Annotated in this window: 24 protein-coding genes; 16 read left to right on the top strand and 8 right to left on the bottom strand. The window is 47.2% G+C overall.

The window, feature by feature from the left end; genetic code table 11:
* Positions 1–77: 77 nt before the first annotated feature.
* Complete coding sequence (locus KNP04_RS02610) at positions 78–1343, bottom strand: BaiN/RdsA family NAD(P)/FAD-dependent oxidoreductase (protein ID WP_214693360.1); 1266 nt, start codon at positions 1341–1343, stop codon at positions 78–80.
* Positions 1344–1486: 143 nt separating this feature from the next.
* Between KNP04_RS02610 and KNP04_RS02605 the strand changes: the two genes are divergently transcribed.
* Positions 1487–3184: a putative polysaccharide biosynthesis protein gene (locus KNP04_RS02605; protein WP_214874572.1), complete on the top strand. Its 1698-nt coding sequence runs from the start codon at positions 1487–1489 to the stop codon at positions 3182–3184.
* A complete protein-coding gene (locus tag KNP04_RS02600) occupies positions 3184–3894 on the top strand; it encodes a pseudouridine synthase (RefSeq protein ID WP_214874571.1) in 711 nt (236 codons plus the stop codon). Before KNP04_RS02605 ends, KNP04_RS02600 begins: the two co-directional genes overlap by 1 nt.
* 100 nt (positions 3895–3994) lie before the next feature.
* Here KNP04_RS02600 and KNP04_RS02595 read toward each other — a convergent pair whose 3' ends face one another.
* The gene (locus KNP04_RS02595) at positions 3995–4216 is read right to left on the bottom strand and encodes a DeoR family transcriptional regulator (protein ID WP_074033475.1); all 222 of its coding nucleotides are present in this window, start codon (positions 4214–4216) and stop codon (positions 3995–3997) included.
* A gap of 308 nt (positions 4217–4524) precedes the next feature.
* On the opposite strand from KNP04_RS02595, the gene pepV reads away from it, so the two are divergent.
* From pepV to KNP04_RS02565, 6 genes are all read left to right on the top strand, one after another.
* The gene (pepV, locus tag KNP04_RS02590) at positions 4525–5913 is read left to right on the top strand and encodes a dipeptidase PepV (RefSeq protein ID WP_214874570.1); all 1389 of its coding nucleotides are present in this window, start codon (positions 4525–4527) and stop codon (positions 5911–5913) included.
* A gap of 89 nt (positions 5914–6002) precedes the next feature.
* Positions 6003–7124, top strand: coding sequence for an MFS transporter (locus tag KNP04_RS02585; protein ID WP_353047912.1), 1122 nt, complete (start codon positions 6003–6005; stop codon positions 7122–7124).
* 5 nt (positions 7125–7129) lie between these two features.
* On the top strand, positions 7130–7705 hold the full coding sequence (gene thpR / locus KNP04_RS02580; protein ID WP_214874568.1) for an RNA 2',3'-cyclic phosphodiesterase: 576 nt from the start codon (positions 7130–7132) through the stop codon (positions 7703–7705).
* A complete protein-coding gene (locus KNP04_RS02575) occupies positions 7675–8514 on the top strand; it encodes an NERD domain-containing protein (protein ID WP_214874567.1) in 840 nt (279 codons plus the stop codon). Before thpR ends, KNP04_RS02575 begins: the two co-directional genes overlap by 31 nt.
* Before the next feature lie 19 nt (positions 8515–8533).
* On the top strand, positions 8534–10699 hold the full coding sequence (pulA, locus tag KNP04_RS02570; protein ID WP_214874566.1) for a type I pullulanase: 2166 nt from the start codon (positions 8534–8536) through the stop codon (positions 10697–10699).
* Positions 10700–10749: 50 nt separating this feature from the next.
* Positions 10750–11544 (top strand): phosphotransferase family protein, encoded by a 795-nt coding sequence (locus KNP04_RS02565; protein ID WP_214820447.1) that lies wholly within the window; start codon positions 10750–10752, stop codon positions 11542–11544.
* A 36-nt stretch (positions 11545–11580) separates the two neighbouring features.
* Here the strand turns inward: KNP04_RS02565 and KNP04_RS15520 are convergent, their stop codons facing one another.
* Positions 11581–11691, bottom strand: coding sequence for a hypothetical protein (locus tag KNP04_RS15520; RefSeq protein WP_012726769.1), 111 nt, complete (start codon positions 11689–11691; stop codon positions 11581–11583).
* Positions 11692–11829: 138 nt separating this feature from the next.
* Here KNP04_RS15520 and trmB point away from each other — a divergent pair, with 138 nt between their 5' ends.
* Both trmB and KNP04_RS02555 read left to right on the top strand, forming a co-directional pair.
* The gene (trmB, locus tag KNP04_RS02560) at positions 11830–12477 is read left to right on the top strand and encodes a tRNA (guanosine(46)-N7)-methyltransferase TrmB (RefSeq protein WP_074033469.1); all 648 of its coding nucleotides are present in this window, start codon (positions 11830–11832) and stop codon (positions 12475–12477) included.
* A gap of 105 nt (positions 12478–12582) precedes the next feature.
* Positions 12583–13092, top strand: a complete 510-nt coding sequence (locus KNP04_RS02555; protein ID WP_251126055.1) for a hypothetical protein — start codon at positions 12583–12585, stop codon at positions 13090–13092.
* Positions 13093–13131: 39 nt separating this feature from the next.
* On the opposite strand, the gene dhaM is transcribed toward KNP04_RS02555, so the two are convergent.
* From dhaM to KNP04_RS02535, 4 genes are all read right to left on the bottom strand, one after another.
* On the bottom strand, positions 13132–13482 hold the full coding sequence (dhaM, locus tag KNP04_RS02550; protein ID WP_251129807.1) for a dihydroxyacetone kinase phosphoryl donor subunit DhaM: 351 nt from the start codon (positions 13480–13482) through the stop codon (positions 13132–13134).
* Positions 13483–13492: 10 nt separating this feature from the next.
* On the bottom strand, positions 13493–14083 hold the full coding sequence (gene dhaL, locus KNP04_RS02545) for a dihydroxyacetone kinase subunit DhaL (protein ID WP_214820445.1): 591 nt from the start codon (positions 14081–14083) through the stop codon (positions 13493–13495).
* A gap of 19 nt (positions 14084–14102) precedes the next feature.
* Positions 14103–15080: a dihydroxyacetone kinase subunit DhaK gene (gene dhaK / locus KNP04_RS02540; protein WP_214693331.1), complete on the bottom strand. Its 978-nt coding sequence runs from the start codon at positions 15078–15080 to the stop codon at positions 14103–14105.
* Between the two features lie 102 nt (positions 15081–15182).
* Positions 15183–15485 (bottom strand): PepSY domain-containing protein, encoded by a 303-nt coding sequence (locus KNP04_RS02535; RefSeq protein WP_012726763.1) that lies wholly within the window; start codon positions 15483–15485, stop codon positions 15183–15185.
* 138 nt (positions 15486–15623) lie between these two features.
* On the opposite strand from KNP04_RS02535, the gene KNP04_RS02530 reads away from it, so the two are divergent.
* Entirely contained in the window at positions 15624–16697 is a 1074-nt protein-coding gene (locus tag KNP04_RS02530) for a M42 family metallopeptidase (protein WP_214782140.1), read from the top strand.
* A 152-nt stretch (positions 16698–16849) separates the two neighbouring features.
* Entirely contained in the window at positions 16850–17866 is a 1017-nt protein-coding gene (locus KNP04_RS02525; protein ID WP_214693327.1) for a PTS sugar transporter subunit IIC, read from the top strand.
* A 37-nt stretch (positions 17867–17903) separates the two neighbouring features.
* On the opposite strand, the gene KNP04_RS02520 is transcribed toward KNP04_RS02525, so the two are convergent.
* The gene (locus KNP04_RS02520; RefSeq protein ID WP_214693325.1) at positions 17904–18236 is read right to left on the bottom strand and encodes a hypothetical protein; all 333 of its coding nucleotides are present in this window, start codon (positions 18234–18236) and stop codon (positions 17904–17906) included.
* A 116-nt stretch (positions 18237–18352) separates the two neighbouring features.
* Here KNP04_RS02520 and KNP04_RS02515 point away from each other — a divergent pair, with 116 nt between their 5' ends.
* From KNP04_RS02515 to KNP04_RS02500, 4 genes are read left to right on the top strand one after another with little or no spacing between them, the layout of a single operon-like run.
* Positions 18353–18664: a thioredoxin family protein gene (locus tag KNP04_RS02515; protein WP_214874565.1), complete on the top strand. Its 312-nt coding sequence runs from the start codon at positions 18353–18355 to the stop codon at positions 18662–18664.
* A gap of 6 nt (positions 18665–18670) precedes the next feature.
* Positions 18671–19465 (top strand): DUF1444 family protein, encoded by a 795-nt coding sequence (locus KNP04_RS02510; RefSeq protein ID WP_214820442.1) that lies wholly within the window; start codon positions 18671–18673, stop codon positions 19463–19465.
* Between the two features lie 54 nt (positions 19466–19519).
* Positions 19520–20134: a YtpR family tRNA-binding protein gene (gene ytpR / locus KNP04_RS02505; protein ID WP_214821698.1), complete on the top strand. Its 615-nt coding sequence runs from the start codon at positions 19520–19522 to the stop codon at positions 20132–20134.
* Between the two features lie 54 nt (positions 20135–20188).
* Positions 20189–20893, top strand: a complete 705-nt coding sequence (locus KNP04_RS02500; protein ID WP_214874564.1) for a hypothetical protein — start codon at positions 20189–20191, stop codon at positions 20891–20893.
* The last annotated feature ends 50 nt before the right edge of the window (positions 20894–20943 follow it).

Raw genomic sequence — 20943 nt, 5'->3', positions numbered from 1 at the left:
CTGAATGAGACAGGATCAAGCCTTTTAATTGTTTAATGATCACGATAGAACGCAGACGATGCGTTGGACTGAACCCATTACCGCTCTGTGGCCAGTTCAGCTGCGTGAGATCCGGCGCAATGTCCTGTCGTGAAAGCGGCCGTGATGTTGTAGCCGCCTGTGTATCCATGAATGTCGAGCACTTCACCAGCAAAGAAGAGACCTGGTGCTTTCTTTGACATCATCGTCTGTGGCGCAACTTCCTTAACCGAAACGCCACCACCTGTGACAAATGCTTTGTCAAAGTCGAGTGTCCCGACGGCGTGCATCTCAAACATTTTCAAACGCGTTGCGAAATCAATGACGGATTGCTTCTTTAACTGACTCGCATCTTCTTCTCCAAATGCGAGTTCTTCTAGCAACAAGTCAAGAAGTCGCTCGGGGATATAGCCTTTCCATACGTTTTTAACGGCACGCTTCGGTTGGCTCTGCACTTGGTTCCACAGTTCCTGGACGAGCGCATCTCGTGACGTGTCCGGGAAGAAGTCGAGTGACAAGAGTACGACTTGTTCTTTGCTGCGCTTCCGTTCTTTAATCGTATACTGACTGCAACGGAGTGCGATTGGACCTGAGATCCCGAAATGGGTAAAGATCATGTCGCCTTGGTGCGTCTTGATGGCTTTTCCTTTTTTGCCGTGTACCGTCAAAGCGACGTCACGTAATGATAATCCCTGAAGTTGTTTCGTTCCGATGAACGAATCGTTCAACTTGATCGGTACTTCTGTCGGGAATAGTTCCGTAATCGTATGCCCGGCTTTTTGTGCCCACGGATAACCGTCACCCGTCGAACCGGTGTGAGGGACGGATTGTCCGCCGACCGCGACGACACATGCTTTCGCTTCAATCATTTCTCCGTCCATCAGCTCGACCGCGTGAAACTCGTTTTCTTCATTAAAATGTAGCGTTTTGACTTCTGCTTTTTTTCGAATCTCGACACCGAGGTCTTCAATCGCACGAAGCAACGTGTTGACCACGTCTTGTGCCTTGTCCGTCACAGGGAACATGCGCCCGTTGTCCTCTTCTTTCAGCGGGATGCCGAATCCTGTAAAGAGGTCGATAATCGATTGGTTGTCGAACTGGGCGAGGGCGCTATATAAGAAGCGGCCGTTCCCAGGGATGAACTGAATCAATTCATCGATTGGTTTTCGGTTCGTGACGTTACAACGCCCTCCACCTGAAATCGCTAATTTCCGACCGAGTTTAGACCCTTTATCAATCAACAAGGTCGATGCGCCGCTCTTTGCAGCCGCATACGTTGCCATAAGTCCGCTTGGACCTCCGCCGATGACGATGACATCTTTCATGTAAAATCTCCTCATTTCTTCATCTATATGATTAGTAAAATTATCGTAACTTTATTATCCGTAACAGTAAGAGTATAATGAGAAGCGGTTGTTTTGTAAAACCGAATTCATATGAATAGTTGATTTATAGATGGAGGTGCCTCATGTCATCAAGCGCCAAACAAGATTCTGGAAGAGCCTCCTTCGTCAAAGGAACGCTTCTTTTATCGGCGGGAAACTTGATTTCCCGGATGTTAGGGCTGTTGTACACATTCCCGTTCCAAGCGATGGTCGGGATTGCCGGAGTGACGTTGTATCAAGCGGCTTATACGTATTACGCAATCATGATCTCCATATCGACGGCAGGGATTCCTGTTGCCGTCTCGAAATTTATCGCCAAATATAATGCGCTAGGGGAATACGGAACGAGTCAACGATTGTTCCGACAAGGAATGAAGCTGATGCTTGCGACCGGTGTCGTCGCTTTTTTATTACTCTTTTTTGCGGCACCATGGCTATCCGAGCTGATGGTCCGAAATTCGGAGAACAATCAGCAATACATTGATTCGCTCACACTCGTGACGAGAAGCGTCAGTTTTGCGTTACTGCTCATCCCGGCGATGAGTATGGTTCGTGGTTATTTCCAAGGACATCAAGACATGGCTCCGACGGCAATCTCACAAGTCGTCGAACAAATCGTGCGCATTCTATTCCTTCTCAGCGGGACGATGCTCGTCTTGTTCGTCTTTGCGGACTCTGATTTCATTCGACCAATCGCGAACGCTCTTGGGGGAACGCAATCCGTCGAGACGACTGAACTGAATGGATTGAAAGTCATTGCCGTCACGATTGCGACGTTCAGTGCTTTTGTCGGGGCAATCGGTAGTTTCGTCGTACTCATGATGTACTGGAAGCGTCGAAAAGACATCCATCGTCAGACGGATAATCCAGCGGGCACACCTGTCCGTTCGATGAAGTCGTTGTTACTCGAGTTGCTCAGTTACTCGATCCCAATCGTGATGGTCGGGGTATCGACCCCTCTCTATCAGCTGATTGATCAGTTGACGATGGTCAATACATTACTCAGTTCGGGTGCGACCGTATCCGAAGCGACATCGGCTTATGGATTCTTGACCGGAAACGCACATAAAATTGTATTGATCCCTGTGTCGGTTGCGGCGAGTGTCTCGATGGCGACCATCCCGCTCGTGACTCGTTCCTTCACGACAGGAGATATGCAAAAGGTACGAAATCAGGTCAACCATATTTTCCAAGTTTCGTTCTTCGTGACAATTCCTGCTGTCATCGGTCTCGTGGCTCTCGCGGAGCCGCTGTTTGGGACGTTGTTCCCGGGAGACCGTGAAGGCTGGGTGTATTTACTTCATTATGCACCGAGTGCTTTCTTCTTAGCCTATTACTCGGTTGCGGCTGCGATCCTCCAAGGGATTAACCGTCAGTACTTCACCATCTTTGCTACATCGATGGGGCTATTGGCGAAACTCGCCCTGAACGTGCCGTTCGTTTATTGGCTCGGTGGCATCGGTGCGGGTTATGCGACGATTGCTGGATACATCGTGGCGATCGTGCTCATGGTATGGATGATTCAGCGGTCTCTACATTTCCCATACAAGCAGTTGCTTCGTCGGACCATCTTAATGTTCTTGATGGGGGCGGCGATGTTTGCGGCTGTTTACCTTTCTCTTCTCGTCACGTTGCAAGAAGAAGCGAGTTGGGGAAATGACATCTTTGCGACAATCGTCGGTGTCATTGTCGGGATTCTCGTATACGGATATCTCGGTTGGCGCAGCCATCTTGCAGGGAAATTATTAGGGAAACGCTTTGAATATCGGAGGAACGGATAATGCGAATTGATAAATTGCTATCGAACATGGGATATGGGTCACGAAAAGATGTAAAAATCCTATTAAAACAAGGGGCAGTACGAGTCGATGATGTGCCTGTAAAAGATGCGAAGCGGCACGTTAACCCAGAATCAGAACGGGTCACCGTTTTTGGGGAAGTCGTTGAATATCGTCCGTACATCTATTTCATGATGAACAAGCCGGAAGGGGTCATCAGTGCGACGGAAGATCAAGTCGAGACGACGGTCATCGAGTTGATCGATCCGGAGTATGCCCATTACGACCTCTTCCCGGTCGGACGTCTCGACAAAGATACGACTGGCCTTCTCCTCATTACAAACGATGGTGCGTTTAACCATGCGCTCATGTCACCACGTAAACATGTCGACAAGGTGTATATCGCCGAAGTCGATGGGGAGATGACCGTGGACGACATCAAAGCGTTTGCAAACGGCGTCGAATTAGAAGATGGATATACGACGAAGCCGGCCCGACTCGAGATTTTGAGTCGGAGCGGGCGTCGCTCTGTCATTCGTCTCACGTTGTCTGAGGGGAAATATCATCAAGTGAAACGAATGGTCGCGGCGGTAGGCAAACACGTCGAGCGATTAGAGCGTGTTCAAATCGGGGAGCTAGAACTTGATGAAACGCTCGAGCTCGGGGCATATCGTGAGTTGACGGAAGAAGAGGTTCAATTGTTTCTTCAATAATTAAAGAGGTGAGAGGGAATCTGTCCGATGGGGCGGATTCTCTTTTTTTTAATCAAAAAAGAGACCTGAATGTCAGGTCTCTTGAATCTACATATACGTTTCAATTTGCCGTCTTGAGTGAACGTTTCGATGAAGTCCACGTGCCACGGCTAGGGCTCTCCACAAGATTATTGTACTCAAGTACGTTCAAATCACGTTGCACAGTGCGCGACGTAATGCCGAACTCTTCTACTAGTTCTGAAGTGGTAACTGTCTCCCTTTCATTGATGAACAAATAAATGGACTTGATGCGCGTTAACATCCGATCTGTTGAGCCTTTCATTGGATAACCTCCCAATGTGTAGAATAATGACAAACCATACCTACAGACGACAAAATGAAATATAAAATTGTTATTTTCTAAAATTACACCTTTAGTATACCGCTCCTGTGCAAAAAAGCAAGCAGAAAGCACGAACAATCTGTTTGTAAAGATTTGATTATGAACGTAAATATCGAATGAAGATTGTGTTTTAGTATTTAAAACAAGGTCAAACACGAACGAAAAAAACTTTTCTAAATGAATGTTCGTCTTTCATTCATTTGGATATACTAGTAAGGGAGAGAACATTCGCAAAAGGGGAGAAGAACATGAATTGGAGACAAGAAGTCGACAATCGTAAAGATGCATTTTTAGAAGATTTAAAAGGATTATTACAAATCCCTAGCGTGCTCGATGAATCAAAAGCCGCGCCGAACATGCCATTCGGGCCAGAGGTTCGAAAAGCGCTCGACTACATGTTTGAACTCGGTGAGCGAGATGGCTTTAAAACGAAGGACGTCGGTGGATATGCAGGACACTTGGAGTATGGGGATGGTGAGGACATCGTCGGGATTTTATGTCACCTTGATGTCGTTCCTGCTGGTGAAGGATGGACATATGGTGCGTTCAATCCGACGATTACATCGGACGGAAAAATCGTCGCTCGCGGAAGTAATGATGACAAAGGACCATCGATGGCTGCTTACTACGGTTTACGTATCGTCAAAGAGCTCGGGTTACCGCTCTCGAAACGTGTCCGCCTAATCGCAGGTTGTGACGAGGAGAGCGAGTGGCGCTGTGTCCGCGAATACTTTAAACAAGAACAGATGCCGACATACGGCTTTGCACCAGACGCGGACTTCCCAATCATTAACGCGGAGAAAGGGCTATATGACGGTGTATTGACACAACTTCCGATTCAACGCGCACCAGAGTCGGCGTATCACCTTCTCTCATTCACGAGTGGAGAGCGTCCGAATATGGTGCCGGACTTCGCGAAAGCTGAATTGAAGACAGACGAAGTACTCGAAGAAAAGTTCGAGGCTTATCTTGAAAAGTATGAAGCGGACGGGACATGCGTGTATGATCGCGGCACATATACGTTCACGATGAAAGGAAAAGCGGCACACGCGATGGAACCGGATAACGGGATCAACGCGGCCTACGTCCTCGCTGGATTCCTGTTGCACCTTCCTCTCGATATTCAAGGGGAACGCTATATTGAACTCGTTCGTCATGTGTTTGCCGATTCTCGCGGGATTTCGCTTGGGATTGAGGCGAGTGACGAGACAGGTGATTTGACGATCAACGGTGGTGTGTTCCGCTATCGCGAAGATGAGCGTACGGCTACGGTTAACATTCGCTATCCTTATACAGCGAAGTTTGAAGAGCGGTTGCAAAACCTACGTGAAATCGCGTTGTCGCTCGGTTTCGAATTGAAGACGCGTCAACATATGCCACCACATCACGTGGCTGAAGATCATCCGCTCGTGAAGACGCTCGCGAGTGTGTACGAACGTCAGACGGGGGAGCATGCGAACTTGATGGCAATCGGTGGGGGAACTTACGCCCGTTCACTCGAGGCGGGGGTCGCATTCGGTGCATTGTTCCCAGGCGCTAAAGATGTGGCGCATCAGGTCGATGAATATATGGAGATAGAAGATTTATTACGCGCAGCAGCGATTTATGCTGAAGCGATTTACGAGCTCGCTAAATAAGAACCGTGGAGAGCTGACTGATGTAGTCGGCTCTCTGTCCTTTAGGAAGGAAGTTATCATTGAATTCGCAAAAAAGATTGTTTCAATCTGTGTACGTCGCCATTTTCTTTGCACAAGGGGCATTGATCCCTTATATGGCTTTATATTTTTCACAAGATCAATTTGGACTGAGTCCTAGTCAGGTCGGAAATATCGTGGCCATTCTTCCCATTCTTTCGATTGGTGTACAACCACTTTGGGGAATGTTGACCGACCGCACCGGGCGGGTGAAGGCGTGGCTCATGTTAGCGATGTTAAGCGCAGCCCTCATTTCGTTTACTTTTTTAGTAGCGACTTCATATGTATGGATTGTGATGCTCATGGTGATTTGGTCAGTATTCCAATGTGCACACATTCCGCTCGTCGATATGATGACACTCGACTATACGACACGTTCAAAAGTGGATTATGGAGCGATTCGTTTGTATGGGTCGGCAGGTTTTGCCATCGCGGTGTTTGCGATGGGGTGGATTTCCGATACGACGTGGGGCCTTGCTAGTACGTTCGTATTAAGTGCCGTCCTACTGATCCTCGGAAGTGTGTTCGTCCGAATGATTCCGGAAAAGAGCTCGATTCGTGACGTCACGTTAGCTCCGATTTCATGGACAGCTGTATGGAATAAGTCCTTCTTATTCTTTCTGCTCGGGGGCATGCTCGTCTTCGGACCAATTTATGCGAACAACTATTATTTTGGATTATACGTGACAAGTAGCGGGGGATCGACGACGCTCGTCGGAACACTATTCCTCGTCGCGGTTTTGTTTGAAATTCCCTTCATGAAAGTGGCGTCACAATTTGTAGAACGCTTCGGCAGTGTCCCGGTACTCGTCGGGGCGGCAGCCATCTCGGCCATGCGAAATGGAATCCTTGCATTGGAGCCACCTATTTGGGTTGTTTGGATTCTGGCGATTGCACAAGGTCTCGTCGTCGGACTTTTAATTCCGGTCGCGCTTCAGTTCGTCCGGAAACTTGTCGACCGTCAAGTCTCTTCAACAGCAATCGGTGTTTACATGGCGTTGACTTCAGGACTTGCGACAGCGGGATTCAACAAGTTGAGTGGTACAATCATCGAACTCGATGACATCATCGGCGTATTTTGGATGTATACGATTGTCACGGCAATCGGGGCAGTGATTTGGATTGGACTGTCACGTCGCGCACTGAAAGGATGAATCAGATGAGCACACATTATTTTATTGCGATTCCGATCGAAGCGGCCGAACTCGCCGCTGTGCAACAAGCCATCTTACCGTATTACTCGTATCGTCGAATTTATCGACCGGACGAGTTTCATTTGACGATACAATTTTTAGGGGGGATCGATGGTGAGGAGCTGGATGAAGTGAAAGAAATCACTAGAAGAATCAGTCAAGAGACCCTTCCGTTCACGTTGACGTTTCATGCCATCGACCATTTCGGGAGAGCGGACCGTCCACGCGTGTTGACGATTGTACCTGATGCGTCAGATGCTCTTCAGCGATTTGCGACGGCGCTGCGTCAAGAGCTCGTCCCATTGATTCCGAATTTAGACCGAAAAACATTCGTCCCTCATGTCACTCTCGCAAAAAAGTGGGACAAGGGGGAACGGATTGCTTACGTCCCACCCGAGTTCAACGTGACCGAGTCGGTGGAAGAAGTGATCCTGTATGAAGTGCAGCCGAATCATACTCCGTCCTATAGGGCGATTGAAGTATTTCCGTTAAGACGGCCAGAGGAGGACATATGGCAATCCCGGTTAAAATTTTTGACGTAATCTCAAAATATGAACGTGATGTATTGGACCAATATAATCGCTATTTAGAATATGTAGAATCTGATACGGCCCGTTTGCAGCGTCTTCATGAAAACAATCGACTGAGTCCAGTCGAAGTGCTTGAGATCGATCGACCGTGGTGGAAATTTTGGGCGAAGTCGGAACGGATTGAACTAGAACCGAAACCACTCGCCGAATCACAGTATCAGAAATTACTTCGAGAGCGCCGACACATCCAAAAACTGCAGTTTGCTTGTGAAGGGGTGCTTGAGGCAGATTTACCATATTTGGCATTCACACGAGATTTTGCATATCGCGTGATGCGTTCCGAATGGAATGAACGACACTTCTTTTTTTATCGTCCCGTCATTGAGTGGAACGGTGCGACCGTTGAATTAAGTCACGTCCTTGTCGGTCCGACGCATCTCTATATCGTAGAGTGGCTCGAGGGAGACAGAAGCATCTATCACATATCGAAAGAGAAGACGTGGGTTCATCAACCGCTGAAAGGGGAAAATACTCGTGTAGTGAACCCGCTCATTGCGTTAACACGCACCGAAGAACTCGTTCGCCAAATTGTGCCGAACTATGCGGGTGTACTTCAAAAGGTCGTCATTGCAGCAGATGGTTATTTTGATAACGTTCCGAGCGTTCGAACGACGCATTATGTGGGACGAAATGAGTATAGAGAGTGGATGAAACAAGTGAATGGGCGTGCACCGATTGTAAAAGCGCAACAAGTCCGTGATGTCGCCACATTGTTAGAAGTGACAGCCAAGATGCCGATTCGTCAATTTATGGATCAGTGATTGAGAGGAAGGGACGCATATGCATCATACACCAGATCAAAAGACGGCCTCGCATGTAACCATTGAGAGCGCGTCTTTCGTATCGTTTGAGACTATACAACTTGAGATTGTGCGCGAATATGAATCCGTTCCAGTACAAATTGAACAGAATGGACGCCCGATCGACTACATGGTCGAACAACAACATGTGAACGAATCAGGGATGATTGAACAAATTCTGCGACTATATGAACCCATTTCTTTAGACATGATGTATACGGTGTTTCATCCGGGACAAAAGACGACGGTCATCGTTCCACGAGAAATTGTACGCTCCGAAGAGTTCGAGCGTCGGTTCTCATATGATGGACCACTCGGTGTTTCATTTACACCACACGGGATGGAAGTGACCGTTTGGTCGCCTGTCGCACTCTCGATGTGGATTACCGTCCATGACGACACGAATCACCGTGAACTCGAACGCTTCCATATGCACCGCGGTTCTCGTGGGGAGTGGAATGGAGAAGTGCCAAAAGCGTTCGAAGGGATGTTATATCGTCTAGAAGTAAAGACGCCCGTCGATACGAGACAAGTCGTTGACCCTTATGCGAGAGCTGTTAGCTTGAATGGAGAGTACGGGGTATTGATAGACGTGGAACGATTTGTGAATGAACAAGTCGAACAAGCTCCGCGTCCACCTCTTTGGAAAGCGACCGATGCCGTCATCTATGAACTGCACATCCGAGACTTCACAAGCCATCCCTCATCATTGAGCCAACTGAAAGGTCTATACGGAGGGGTAAGCGAAAAGGGAGTTCAGACGAAAGACGGACACAGTGCAGGACTTGATTATATAAAAGAACTCGGCGTGACCCATGTCCAATTGTTACCCGTTCATGATTTCGGAAGTGTCGATGAAGCGACACGCATGCCGTATAACTGGGGTTACGATCCCATTCATTGGTTCAGCCTTGAAGGAAGTTACGCCTCTAGCCCGGATGTGCCGATGAGTCGGGTATTCGAGTACGCGTCACTTGTCGCGGATCTTCACCGGTCAGGTCTTCGTGTCGTCACAGACGTCGTAATGAATCACATCTATATTCGTGAGCATTCACCGCTCGAGGCTCTCGTCCCTTATTATTATTTTCGGTATGAGCATGACGGAACGGTCGCAAACGGAACCGGTGTCGGAAACGATACGGCATCGGAACGTTATATGATGCGGCGAATGATTGTCGACTTCGTCTCATACTTTGCGACAACTTATCGAGTGGACGGATTCCGTTTCGACTTGATGGGGATCCATGATGTCGAGACGATGAATCAGGTGCGAGCCGCCCTTGATAAAGTTGACCCGTCCATCCTTGTATATGGAGAAGGGTGGGACTTGGCGACACCGCTCGGACAGTCCTTAAAGGCGACTTCGCAAAATGCAGCCCGAATGCCTCGAATCGGACACTTCAACGATATGATTCGGGATGCCTTAAAAGGGTCAACCTTCAATGATCGAGAACGTGGATTCATTTCAGGAAATGAGTGGCGAGAATGGGAGCTCCGTGAATGTCTGACTGGGGCCGTCCATATTCCGAACGTGACGGTTGGACGTTTCCCGAGTCCGACGTATTCGATCAACTATGCCGAAGCCCATGACAATTATACGATTTATGATAATTTACAGTTGTCATGTGAAGGGATTGATGAAGCGACTCGCCTCGCTATGCAGCGACTCGCCAATGCGGTTGTTATCACGTCTCAAGGCATCCCGTTTATCCATGCGGGTCAAGAGTTCGGTCGAACGAAGCACGGCGTAGAGAATAGCTATAATTCACCAGACCACATCAATCACTTCGATTGGGACTTACGCGATGCGCGAATCAGTGAGATCGAGTATGTAAAGACGCTTTTGAAACTGCGACGACTGCATACGTGCTTCCGTTACGATTCACGTCAGGAAGTCATCGACCATTTCACATTCTTACCGTCGCCGCCTGGCGTCATTATTTATGAACTGACGGCGAGCCACTCGTATGACGCTTGGCAGCGGGTACGCGTATATATTAATGGAACGTTCGAAAAAGTGACATTCGAAAGCGATACGAAATGGAACGTCTACGTTCAGGGGGAGACTGCCAGCCTCGTCCCGATCGAAAGAAACCCGTCACACATTCAAGTCGAGTCGTTGTCAATGACGATTCTCGCGTGTTAAGATGTTGATTGTATCTCTTTAATTTCAAGTAAGATTTGAGCGTGATGAATATGTATTCAGATATAGTCGGTGCGCTCGGTAAAGAGTGGACAGTCGCTTCTGCCGGAGGTATTACAGGCGAAGCGTATGTAGCGACGACGCGCCAACAGAAGATTTTTGTGAAACGGAACTCTTCTCCATTCTTGGCGATTCTTTCAGCGGAAGGAATTGTTCCGAAACTTCTTTGGACAAAGCGGATGTTTAACGGGGACGTATTAAGTGCCCAACAATTCATTGAGAGCCGCGAACTTTCACCAGAAGATATGAAGCGACCAGATGTCGCGGCACAACTCGGAAAGATTCATGATTCGAAAGAGCTATTATTCATGTTACAACAATTAAATCAGACACCGGTGACGCCGCACTTATTGCTTCGTCAGTGTGAGGCATATGAACAAGATGAGACAGATCCTACGATTGGAGAGGCGATTCAATGGTTAAAACACCATTTGCCGAAAGTTGACGAGAAAGAGTTCGTCGTATGCCACTCTGATTTAAATCACAACAACTGGATTGAAGATGAAAACGGTCTTCTCTATTTGACGGATTGGGACGATGCGATCATCGCGGACCGTGCTTTTGATTTGGCGATGGTAGTCTATAGCTATGTCGAAGAGACGGAATGGGAGCGTTGGTTCACGCATTATGGGATCGAGGTTTCGAGTGAGCTTCATAATCGAATGCATTGGTATGCAATTGCCCAAACGATTTTAACGATCTATGGGGAACGAAACGATGCAGCACGAACAGAAGGTTTTCATGTACTGCGCGAATTGATCGATGAGGCGTATGAACGAATCAATTAAAAGGGATGGCTGTGCGCCACCCCTTTTTGAATGTGTTTAGATGTCGTCTGGATTCATGAAGTAAGCCCAAACGAACGTTGCGATGACGCCTGCGAAAAACGTAAGTGGAGCCGCATAAAAAATTAAGAATTGATCTAATGTACTCATCGTATATAACCTCCTTGTGAAGGATGATTCACGTTCATTAAACTATGATTTCGTGTATAATCGCAAGAGGACTGCTCGTACGTAACGTGCATATTCCCATTAAACTTGAACATTTGATGAACGAAAGGTAGGATTTTCATGCGTTTACGACATAAGCCTTGGGCAAAAGAATATATGGAAGCTCAAGAACACGTATTTATTCAACATCCTGAACAATTAAAAGGGAAGTGGGACGCCGAGTTCGGCAATGACCACCCGCTCTTTATCGAAGTCGGTTCAGGGAAAGGGCAATTTATTTTAGGGATGGCGAAACAACATCCGGACGTGAACTTTATCGCAATCGAACTATTTGAAAGCGTAGCTGTCTCAATCGTTCAAAAGCTCGTCGAGACACCGATGCCGAACGTGAGAGTACTGACGGTTGATGCGAAGCGACTCGTCGAATATTTTGAAGCTGGAGAAGTCGACCGCGTATACTTAAACTTCTCGGACCCTTGGCCGAAAACACGCCATGCGAAACGTCGCTTGACGTACAAGACATTTTTAGCGACATACGAAGCGATTCTTCCGAAAGCAGGGGAGATTCATTTCAAGACAGACAACCGCGGACTCTTTGAATATTCTCTTCAAAGCATGAGTCAATACGGGATGTTCTTCACAGAAATTTCACTTGATTTGCATGTAAATGAACCGGAAGATAATATTCGAACAGAGTATGAAGAGCGCTTCAGTGCGCTCGGTCAGCCGATTTATCGAATGGAAGCTGTATTCCGTCCGAAAAATTGACACGCTTTTTTCTTATTTTAATAGTATTTTCTTCACACTTTTTTCTTTCTTCTTGGTACAATAGGAATGACGCTAAACTGGAATAAGAGAAGGGGGAACATGGGGATGTTGAAAAAAGCATGGGCAAGCCTGCTTGCAGTAATCTTCATTCTAACAATCGCACCAATGAATACCTCAGCGAACGAAGCGTTCTTGGACGCACTCGAAGAGGATTTGAAAGCGACGCATTACGATTATAAAGAAGGAACAGCTGAAATCATCAAAGAAGAGACGCTTCGCCATTCAAATGGCAACGAAGTGATCGCGGCTGTCGTAGAACTCGATACGATTCGTGATGGAATCTTCATCACACGTAAAACCGAGTACCATTACTTTGATGCGACAGACAACAAAATCCTCTCATCAGCAGACCTCGTAGAAGTTGAAGGAGCAGCCGAATTCGCAGATGCGAACATCGATATGCTCGGTCATGAAATTGTCTACTGGTTGCCGGTATTGGTATTGCTTCTATTGATTGCGATTCCAGCACTCATTTTGTTCTTGGTCGTACCACGTTTCTATTCAACAAGCTCATATATGAATGCCGTATATGAAAAGAATGACAACCCACGTTAAGACATAAAAGCACCCCGTTCTCCTGAACGGGGTGCTTTTTCATTGTTGCTTCAACTGTTCGACGATATCTGTGAGAGACATGTTGTTTCCTGAGGAAACCGAAGCGATGAATGCACTTTCGACAATCGGACCGTCGAAAAATGCGACCTCTTTACTTCCTTCGTACATGTCGATGGCAAGTTCGGCGTTCATTGTGGCCGAACCGATATCGCTGAGAAGAAGCGCTTCCCCTTCGACTTGCTCGAGTGCCGCCAAGATGCGGGTGACGTCTGTTCCGATCGAACCGTCTTCGAGACCGCCAGCTAAATGAATGGGGACGGATGGCGCCATCTCTTTCATGAGATCTTGGATCCCTTCCGCAATTTTTGCACTGTGCGAGACGATAATCAATTCAACGATGTCAATCGACCTCCTTCATAATCGCGGCTAACAGAATCGAACTGGAGAGGGCACCCGGGTCGACCGTTCCACGCGAATTTTCACCGAAGTAGGAAGCTCGACCTTTCGTCGCCACCATATCTTCCGTTTTTTGCACGAGTTCGTCTAACTGATGTTTGTAGTCGTCCCCTTGTTTTACATGTTCAAGGAACGGGTCCCAAACGTCGACCATCGTTTTCTGACCGACTTCTGACTTTCCTCGCGCTTTAATCGAATTTGAACCTTCTTGGAGTGCTTCTTTGAGAAGATCAAAGTCAGCTTCAGTCGCATCCCCGAACTTGGTCGCCATCTTGACGAAAGCAGAACCATATAATGGACCAGCCGCACCGCCTACTTTCGACATCAAGGTCATGCCTACTTTTTTACTGAGCGCTCCGAGAGAGTCATAATCCTCATCTAGAATGGAAGTGACCGCGTCGAAACCACGAGACATGTTGATCCCGTGATCTCCGTCCCCGATGGCACGGTCTAAATCTGTCAGTGTGTCTTTTTGGTCCTCAATTCCGACTTGTGTGTCGCGTAACGCTTGCTTCATCCGATCAATCGTCAACATAAAACAAACACCTCATTTATTAAAGTTTAAATCCAAGTGCTTCCGATGGAGCATCTAGATAAGTGGTCATCTCATCATCAAGCGGTAACAGTGTAATCGAGAATCCGTGCATCTCGAGTGACGTCATGTAGTTACCGACATATTTACGTTTCAGCGTATATCCAGCAGCTTCGAGTTTTTGCGCGACGAAATGATACGTCACATATAGTTCGGACAATGGAGTCCCGCCCATTCCATTTACCATAACGGCGACTTCGCCAGGCTCAACTTCTTTTTTCAAATGGCTGAGAAGGTCATCGACGATTTGGTCGACATCGCTCGTTGGTTTACGTTCGACACCGCGCTCCCCGTGAATACCAATCCCGATTTCCATCTCTTCCTCGTTCAAGTCAAAACCAGGCTTGCCACTCACTGGCATATAGCAAGGTTCTACCGCCATCCCCATTGAGCGGACGTGTGATGCGACTTTTTCTGCAATCGATTTAACTTCCTCGAGTGATTTACCGCTTGCTGCAGCGGCACCTGCGATTTTATGAACGAAGACGGTACCGGCAACACCACGTCGGTCTTCCTTGTTTGAAATCGCGACATCATCGGCGACGACAACATGATCGACTTTAATCCCGTCTCCTTCTGCCAATTCGGCGGCGAGTTCGAAGTTCATGACATCCCCCGAATAATTTTTGACGATCAACAAGACACCGTTGCCACCGTCAGCTGCTTTGATTCCTTCAAGCACCATGTCCGGAGTAGGGGATGTAAAGACTTCCCCGCAAACTGCCGCATCGAGCATGCCGTCTCCGACATAACCGGCGTGTGCCGGTTCGTGTCCGCTACCACCACCCGAGACGAGCCCGACCTTACCGGATTTTGCACCGTTCGCCCGACAGATGACATTGAATCCTTCGACACGACCGTACAGTTCAGGATGGGCATGGACCATCCCTTCTACCATTTGCGATACGAGTTCACTTGCCTCACCGATTAGCTTTTTCACGCGAGATCACTCCTTTTTTAAATTGAAAACTACCAATTTCAATTTTCCACTCTTTCGCTGTAACTAAACAAAAAAACCGACGAATCATTCGTCGGTTTCGTGTCATGCATATTCGAGTAAAGCGCCAGTCTCAGAGTCGACTGTGAACTCATACGTTTTTTCTTCGTCGTTCTCAAGAACCGAGATTCCACCTTTGTAGACATCGTATTCACGACCGTCATACGTGTAAATCTCAGGTGATGCAGAAATCCATGCCCCTTGGACATGACCTTTCGCTGAGAAAGCACGTTTTGTGTACTCCAACGCGTTTTCTGCAGATAAGCTACGTTCATCTAAAGCCTTTTTCGTCATAAGTGCGGCAATGACGGCAACCCCGATTCCAATAAACCAATACCTTTTTTTCATATGACTACCTCCCCTTGAACTATGGCTATCATGTACATCGTACCAAAACCTGTACCCGAATGGAATGAAAAGCATTCGCATCCTATCAAAACTTTTGTATATAATGAGACAAGAACGGTTAAGAAGGGATGATAAAAGATGGATCAAAAGACTAGGGATTTATTCAAGACGTTAACAGAACTACCGGGAGCTCCGGGGTTCGAGTCAGAAGTTCGTCAGTTCGTACGTGAACGAATTGAACCGCACTCAGATGAAATCGTCACGGATGGCATCGGATCAATTTTTGGGAAACGTGTCGGGGACGAAGCGGGACCTAAAGTAATGGTAGCCGGTCACATGGATGAGGTTGCCTTCATGGTGACACGCATCACGGAAAATGGAATGTTATACATACAACCGCTTGGCGGATGGTGGAGCCAAGTGCTCATGGCACAACGTTTTGACATCATCACTTCGAACGGGAAAATCCCAGGCGTCGTCGCTTCAACACCGCCTCACTTACTCGGACCAGATGCGATGAGTAAACCGATGGATATCAAACAAATGTTCATCGATATCGGTGCGGATTCAAAAGAAGAAGCAGAATCATGGGGAGTACGTCCGGGTGTTCCTGCAGTGCCATCGAGCGCATTTACACCACTTCATCACCCGAAAAAAATTATGGCGAAAGCATGGGACAACCGTTACGGTGTCGGTCTTGCTGTCGAATTGTTAGAAGAGACGACAAAAGCAGACCACCCGAACATCTTGTTCTCGGGTGCTACCGTACAAGAAGAAGTTGGACTACGTGGAGCGCAGACGGCATCTGAATTGATTCAGCCAGATGTGGCACTCGTACTCGATGCTTCACCGGCGAACGATGCATCTGGAAGTAAAACGGAGTTTGGACAACTCGGTGAGGGTGCCTTGATTCGAATTTTAGACCGGGTTATGGTCATGTCTCCTGAAATGCGTGACTTCTTGCTCGACACGGCTTCTGATGAAAATATTAAGACGCAGTATTTCGTCTCGCCAGGTGGTACCGATGCTGGACGCGTGCATATGAGTGGCGAAGGTGTACCGACAGCCGTTATCGGTGTCGCATCACGCTACATTCATACACATGCTTCGATTCTTCATACAGACGACTACGATGCGGCGAAAGCGTTACTGAAAGCGTTGGTCAAACGACTTGACCGTTCGACGCTTGAAACACTTCGTCCGTCTCGCTAAACGCACATGCCGTTCACTCATGATGTTGAGTGGACGGTTTTTTTGTATAGATGTTCTTGCTATTTCAAGAAAACACCTTATACTGATAGAGGTGTTTATACATGTTGTTTACTCATGTCAATACACCTGTATGATTGTAAGGAGGATCTCATATGTTCAAGAAAAAAGGAATCTCACTTAGCCCGTCTGTTTATTTTGTGACGGCACTTAGTTATATGGCACTAGGGTTGTTCAGTACGTTGATTATCGGTTTGATTATGAAGACGATTGGTGGTCAGCTTGAAGGGACCGCACTTGCGGGAATAAGCGCTACGCTCGTTCAAATTGGTGACGTGGCGATGAGTCTGACGGGTCCAGCGATCGGGATTGCGATTGCTTATGCTCTAGAGGCGCCACCTCTTATTCTATTTTCTGCACTCGTCGTCGGGACGTTCGGATATGAGTTTGGACCGGCCGGTAGTTACGTCGCCACACTTTTAGCCGTTGAGGTATCAAAACTTGTATCGAAATCAACGAAGCTTGATATTTTGGTGACGCCATTTACGACAATCGCAGTTGGTTTCTTCACAGCGACATATATCGGGAAATATGTAGGGATGTTCATGACACAGCTCGGTAGTTGGATTGAGTGGGGGACTGAGCAACAACCATTGTTCATGGGAGTCGTCGTAGCGACACTCATGGGATTGGCACTGACTGCGCCGATTTCGAGTGCAGCCATCGCTTTGATGCTTGGGTTGAATGGTATTGCGGCTGGCGCCGCAACGGTCGGATGTGCAGCTCAAATGATTGGGTTTGCGATTACGAGTTATCGTGATAACGGAGTCGGCGGAGCGATTGCGCAAGGAATTGGAACGTCAATGCTCCAAGTCGGGAATATCGTGAAAAATCCATGGATTCTTTTACCCCCTACATTAGCTGGGGCTGTCCTCGCACCAATCGCGATTCTATTGTTTGAATTAGAAAGTGTGGCAGCTGGGGCAGGGATGGGGACGAGTGGACTCGTCGGACCGATTGTCATGCTTGAAACGATGGGTTTCAGTTGGTACACATTCATCATTGTCCTCGGCTTCCTAGTCATCGGACCTGCTCTGTTAAGTTATGCGGTCTATGCTGTATTGAGAAGGACTGGACGCATTCAGCCGAACGATATGAAAATTGACTATTAAAAAAAGCGCCGTTTGAAGCAAACGGCGCCTTTTCGTGTCATCCGATACCGAATAAGACTTTGACAGAATCAACCGTCTCGCGAGGGACACGGAAGCTGATGAGGAACAGTAGAAGGACGATTACATAGATTGGGATCAAATACCGTTTTCGTACAATCGGTAAATGACGGGCGAGTTGCTTGAGCCACTTTTCGAGGACATAAATGACGGCAAAGCCCACAACTAGCCAAATCAAGATCTCGAGTCTCGTTTTATCGGTATCAATAAATAAATATCCATATCGCAAGATGGCGAGCATACCAAAGACGCCGACCATCTGTTCGAGCGGATGTTTCATTTCAGGATTCAATTTTTCTCGTGTCAATTTCATATGGTTTCACCTGTTTCAACTAGTTTCGGCTTTGATTATAACAAACAGCAGAGCAGAATGTGTGACAGGACTTATGCTATTATAAGTGAGGAAAAAACGAACAGGAGTGGTTAATCATGAAACAATTATCAACAGTGGCAGAATATACAGAAGCAAAAGAATCAAAAAGTATTTTCATGTTCTCGGCAACATGGTGTGGAGATTGCCGTTTCCTCGACCCGTTCATGCCTGAAATCGAACAGAAATTTGAAGACTGGACGTTTTATTACGTCGACCGTGATGAGTTTATGGAACTCGCGCAAGAGCTCGATATTTTTGGGATCCCAAGCTTTGTCGCATTTGAAAATGGTAAGGAAATTGATCGCTATGTCGGTCGCGAACGGAAGACGCCGGAACAGGTCGAAGCATTCTTGAATGGATTAGGGTGACCCTTTATGGAACGGAATGAGTTAAGACGCTATTTAGAAGCGAATTTCAAAGAGGACTATCGCACATCTTATGACCGCGAGAATGAGGTGTTGCGCGTCGAACGGAAAACTGATCGCTTTGGTGTGAATATTCGACTCGCACCAATCGTCGCGAAAGCGAAAACGCGGGGCAAAGTGGCAGTCGATGAAGTCATCGAATACATCGAGTCGGCAATGAAGGCGGATGATCACATCTCACTCGCTGGAAAATTGGATGCCATCTATCCGGTCATTCGTTCGAACTCGTTCGCAAAGACGACGAAAAGTGGGGAACCGCTTATTTTCAGTCCGCATACGGCGGAGACCGCCATCTTTTATGCGCTAGATCGCGGGAACGGCTATCGTTTAATCGAGGAGAAGCATGTATCCGGTGATTTGACTCTTGAAATGATTGAGCGCATCGCCCGGGAAAATGTCAAAAAACTTCCGACCGAGATGAAACAAGATGAAGTTGCCGGCAACCCATTCTACTTTTTATCGACGCGAGACGGCTACGAGGCATCGCGCATTTTAAACGATGATTTTCTTCGAATGATGGAGCGCCGAGTCGAAGGGGATATGCTCGTCGGTGTACCGCATCAAGATGTGATGATTATCGCCGATATCCGAAATGACCAAGGGTATGATGCGATGCAACAATTGATGTTTGACTTCTTTACCAATGGTCGTGTCCCAGTGACTGCACTCGCCTTTCATTATGAGGCAGGGCAACTTGAACCGATTTTTATTGTCGGAAAAAAGACCCCGCCATCGAACACATAATCTGATAAAATAAGTGAGATGAGTTTGAAAGAAGGGACGTAGGAACGTATGCAAATGAATGTGTTTTATAACCGAGAAGGAATCGGCGATGTACTCATGGTGTTATTGAAAGAAGGAGAACGTCACCATCAATCTGTAGAACGAACAGGTGACGTTGCCATCGTCAAATCTGTAGACGGAGCCGTCAACGGATACAATTTGTTTCAAGCAAGTGAGCACTTTGACGTCACAGGTTGGAATGGTCCAGTTGATTTGACAACGGAATTAGTTGAACAGGTACAAGCTGTCTTGAAGGAACATGGAATTGACGAAGACTTCTCATGGGTAGATGTGACACCGAAGTTTGTCGTCGGTTATGTGGAAAGTGCGGAAAAACATCCGGATGCGGATAAATTATCCGTTTGCCAAGTTCAAATCGATCAAGGCACTGTTCAAATCGTATGTGGCGCACCAAACGTCGCGACTGGCCAAAAGGTAGTCGTAGCCAAACCAGGAGCGGTCATGCCTACCGGTTTGATTATTCGACCATCGGCACTTCGCGGAGAGAGCTCGCATGGCATGATTTGCTCGGCGCGTGAATTAAATCTTCCGAATGCCCCGCAAGAAAAAGGGATTTTAGTATTAGATAACGAATATGAAGTAGGTACAGCATTTGAAATCGGTCGCTAAACTCGACCGATTTTTTGTTAAATATGGATTGAGTGAAAAAGCGAGGAATCAAGTATGGATGCATATGAACGTTCATTGAAACAACAAGCAGATCGAATCAAGCGAGAGCTGTCGAGAGAAGGACAGCCGGTCTCACCACCTCCGAAGGTAGATATCACCGATGAATTCATTCCGACTGATGTTCCTTCACCGATTTACGGATATGCCCGTCCGAAACCGAAGATTGTTCTACCGGTCGAGCATTCTCCTGAAACGAGAGAACCGTTCGAAATGAACACAGCGTCTGAAGTGGTTCTGCCAGAAGAGTCACTTCAAGATGAAGAGACTGTTAGCATTAGTCCTGAAATAGACGCAGAACATGTTGAAGACATTTCCGGGGAAACGACCGAAGAAGAAAAATCGATTCTCGGTCAGGTTTCGATTTTAGATAACGGTTTTTCGTCCGTCTTTATGCAATCAACGGACTTATCCCGCTCGAAAAAAGAAGAGGTCGTGGAAGTTCATCAAAGTGCAGCGCCAGATGAAAGTTTAGACATCGACGGTTCTGTGGAACAAATCGGGGAATCGATTGAGCAGATTGCAGAAAAATTACAAACGCCATCTGAACAAGAAGAATTACCGGCTGACACCGAGTTGACACCGGCTGTTCAAGTTTCGTTTAAAACCGACCAACCACCTGTAAACGTGATGATGACGCCAAAAGATCGCATGGCGATGTACCGTAGCCAACGACTTGCGCAAAAAAACAATAATCTGTAATAGCACGACTCAGTGAGTTTTGCTATAATGACAAAGGTTTGTCGCATTTT

The sequence above is a fragment of the Exiguobacterium sp. CH10 genome (assembly GCF_018617635.1).
Lineage (GTDB): Bacteria > Bacillota > Bacilli > Exiguobacteriales > Exiguobacteriaceae > Exiguobacterium > Exiguobacterium aestuarii_A.
Note: the sequence above shows the minus strand (reverse complement) of the source record. Positions and strands in the feature narration are given on the sequence as shown.

Excerpts from the sequence above, each read along its gene's own strand:
- KNP04_RS02610 (WP_214693360.1), bottom strand. The coding sequence starts at position 1,343 with ATGAAAGATGTCATCGTCATCGGCGGAGGTCCAAGCGGACTTATGGCA.
- KNP04_RS02605 (WP_214874572.1), top strand. The coding sequence starts at position 1,487 with ATGTCATCAAGCGCCAAACAAGATTCTGGAAGAGCCTCCTTCGTCAAA.
- KNP04_RS02600 (WP_214874571.1), top strand. The coding sequence starts at position 3,184 with ATGCGAATTGATAAATTGCTATCGAACATGGGATATGGGTCACGAAAA.
- KNP04_RS02595 (WP_074033475.1), bottom strand. The coding sequence starts at position 4,216 with ATGAAAGGCTCAACAGATCGGATGTTAACGCGCATCAAGTCCATTTAT.
- pepV (WP_214874570.1), top strand. The coding sequence starts at position 4,525 with ATGAATTGGAGACAAGAAGTCGACAATCGTAAAGATGCATTTTTAGAA.
- thpR (WP_214874568.1), top strand. The coding sequence starts at position 7,130 with ATGAGCACACATTATTTTATTGCGATTCCGATCGAAGCGGCCGAACTC.
- KNP04_RS02575 (WP_214874567.1), top strand. The coding sequence starts at position 7,675 with ATGGCAATCCCGGTTAAAATTTTTGACGTAATCTCAAAATATGAACGT.
- pulA (WP_214874566.1), top strand. The coding sequence starts at position 8,534 with ATGCATCATACACCAGATCAAAAGACGGCCTCGCATGTAACCATTGAG.
- KNP04_RS02565 (WP_214820447.1), top strand. The coding sequence starts at position 10,750 with ATGTATTCAGATATAGTCGGTGCGCTCGGTAAAGAGTGGACAGTCGCT.
- KNP04_RS15520 (WP_012726769.1), bottom strand. The coding sequence starts at position 11,691 with ATGAGTACATTAGATCAATTCTTAATTTTTTATGCGGCTCCACTTACG.
- trmB (WP_074033469.1), top strand. The coding sequence starts at position 11,830 with ATGCGTTTACGACATAAGCCTTGGGCAAAAGAATATATGGAAGCTCAA.
- KNP04_RS02555 (WP_251126055.1), top strand. The coding sequence starts at position 12,583 with ATGTTGAAAAAAGCATGGGCAAGCCTGCTTGCAGTAATCTTCATTCTA.
- dhaL (WP_214820445.1), bottom strand. The coding sequence starts at position 14,083 with ATGTTGACGATTGATCGGATGAAGCAAGCGTTACGCGACACACAAGTC.
- KNP04_RS02535 (WP_012726763.1), bottom strand. The coding sequence starts at position 15,485 with ATGAAAAAAAGGTATTGGTTTATTGGAATCGGGGTTGCCGTCATTGCC.
- KNP04_RS02530 (WP_214782140.1), top strand. The coding sequence starts at position 15,624 with ATGGATCAAAAGACTAGGGATTTATTCAAGACGTTAACAGAACTACCG.
- KNP04_RS02525 (WP_214693327.1), top strand. The coding sequence starts at position 16,850 with ATGTTCAAGAAAAAAGGAATCTCACTTAGCCCGTCTGTTTATTTTGTG.
- KNP04_RS02520 (WP_214693325.1), bottom strand. The coding sequence starts at position 18,236 with ATGAAATTGACACGAGAAAAATTGAATCCTGAAATGAAACATCCGCTC.
- KNP04_RS02515 (WP_214874565.1), top strand. The coding sequence starts at position 18,353 with ATGAAACAATTATCAACAGTGGCAGAATATACAGAAGCAAAAGAATCA.
- KNP04_RS02510 (WP_214820442.1), top strand. The coding sequence starts at position 18,671 with ATGGAACGGAATGAGTTAAGACGCTATTTAGAAGCGAATTTCAAAGAG.
- ytpR (WP_214821698.1), top strand. The coding sequence starts at position 19,520 with ATGAATGTGTTTTATAACCGAGAAGGAATCGGCGATGTACTCATGGTG.
- KNP04_RS02500 (WP_214874564.1), top strand. The coding sequence starts at position 20,189 with ATGGATGCATATGAACGTTCATTGAAACAACAAGCAGATCGAATCAAG.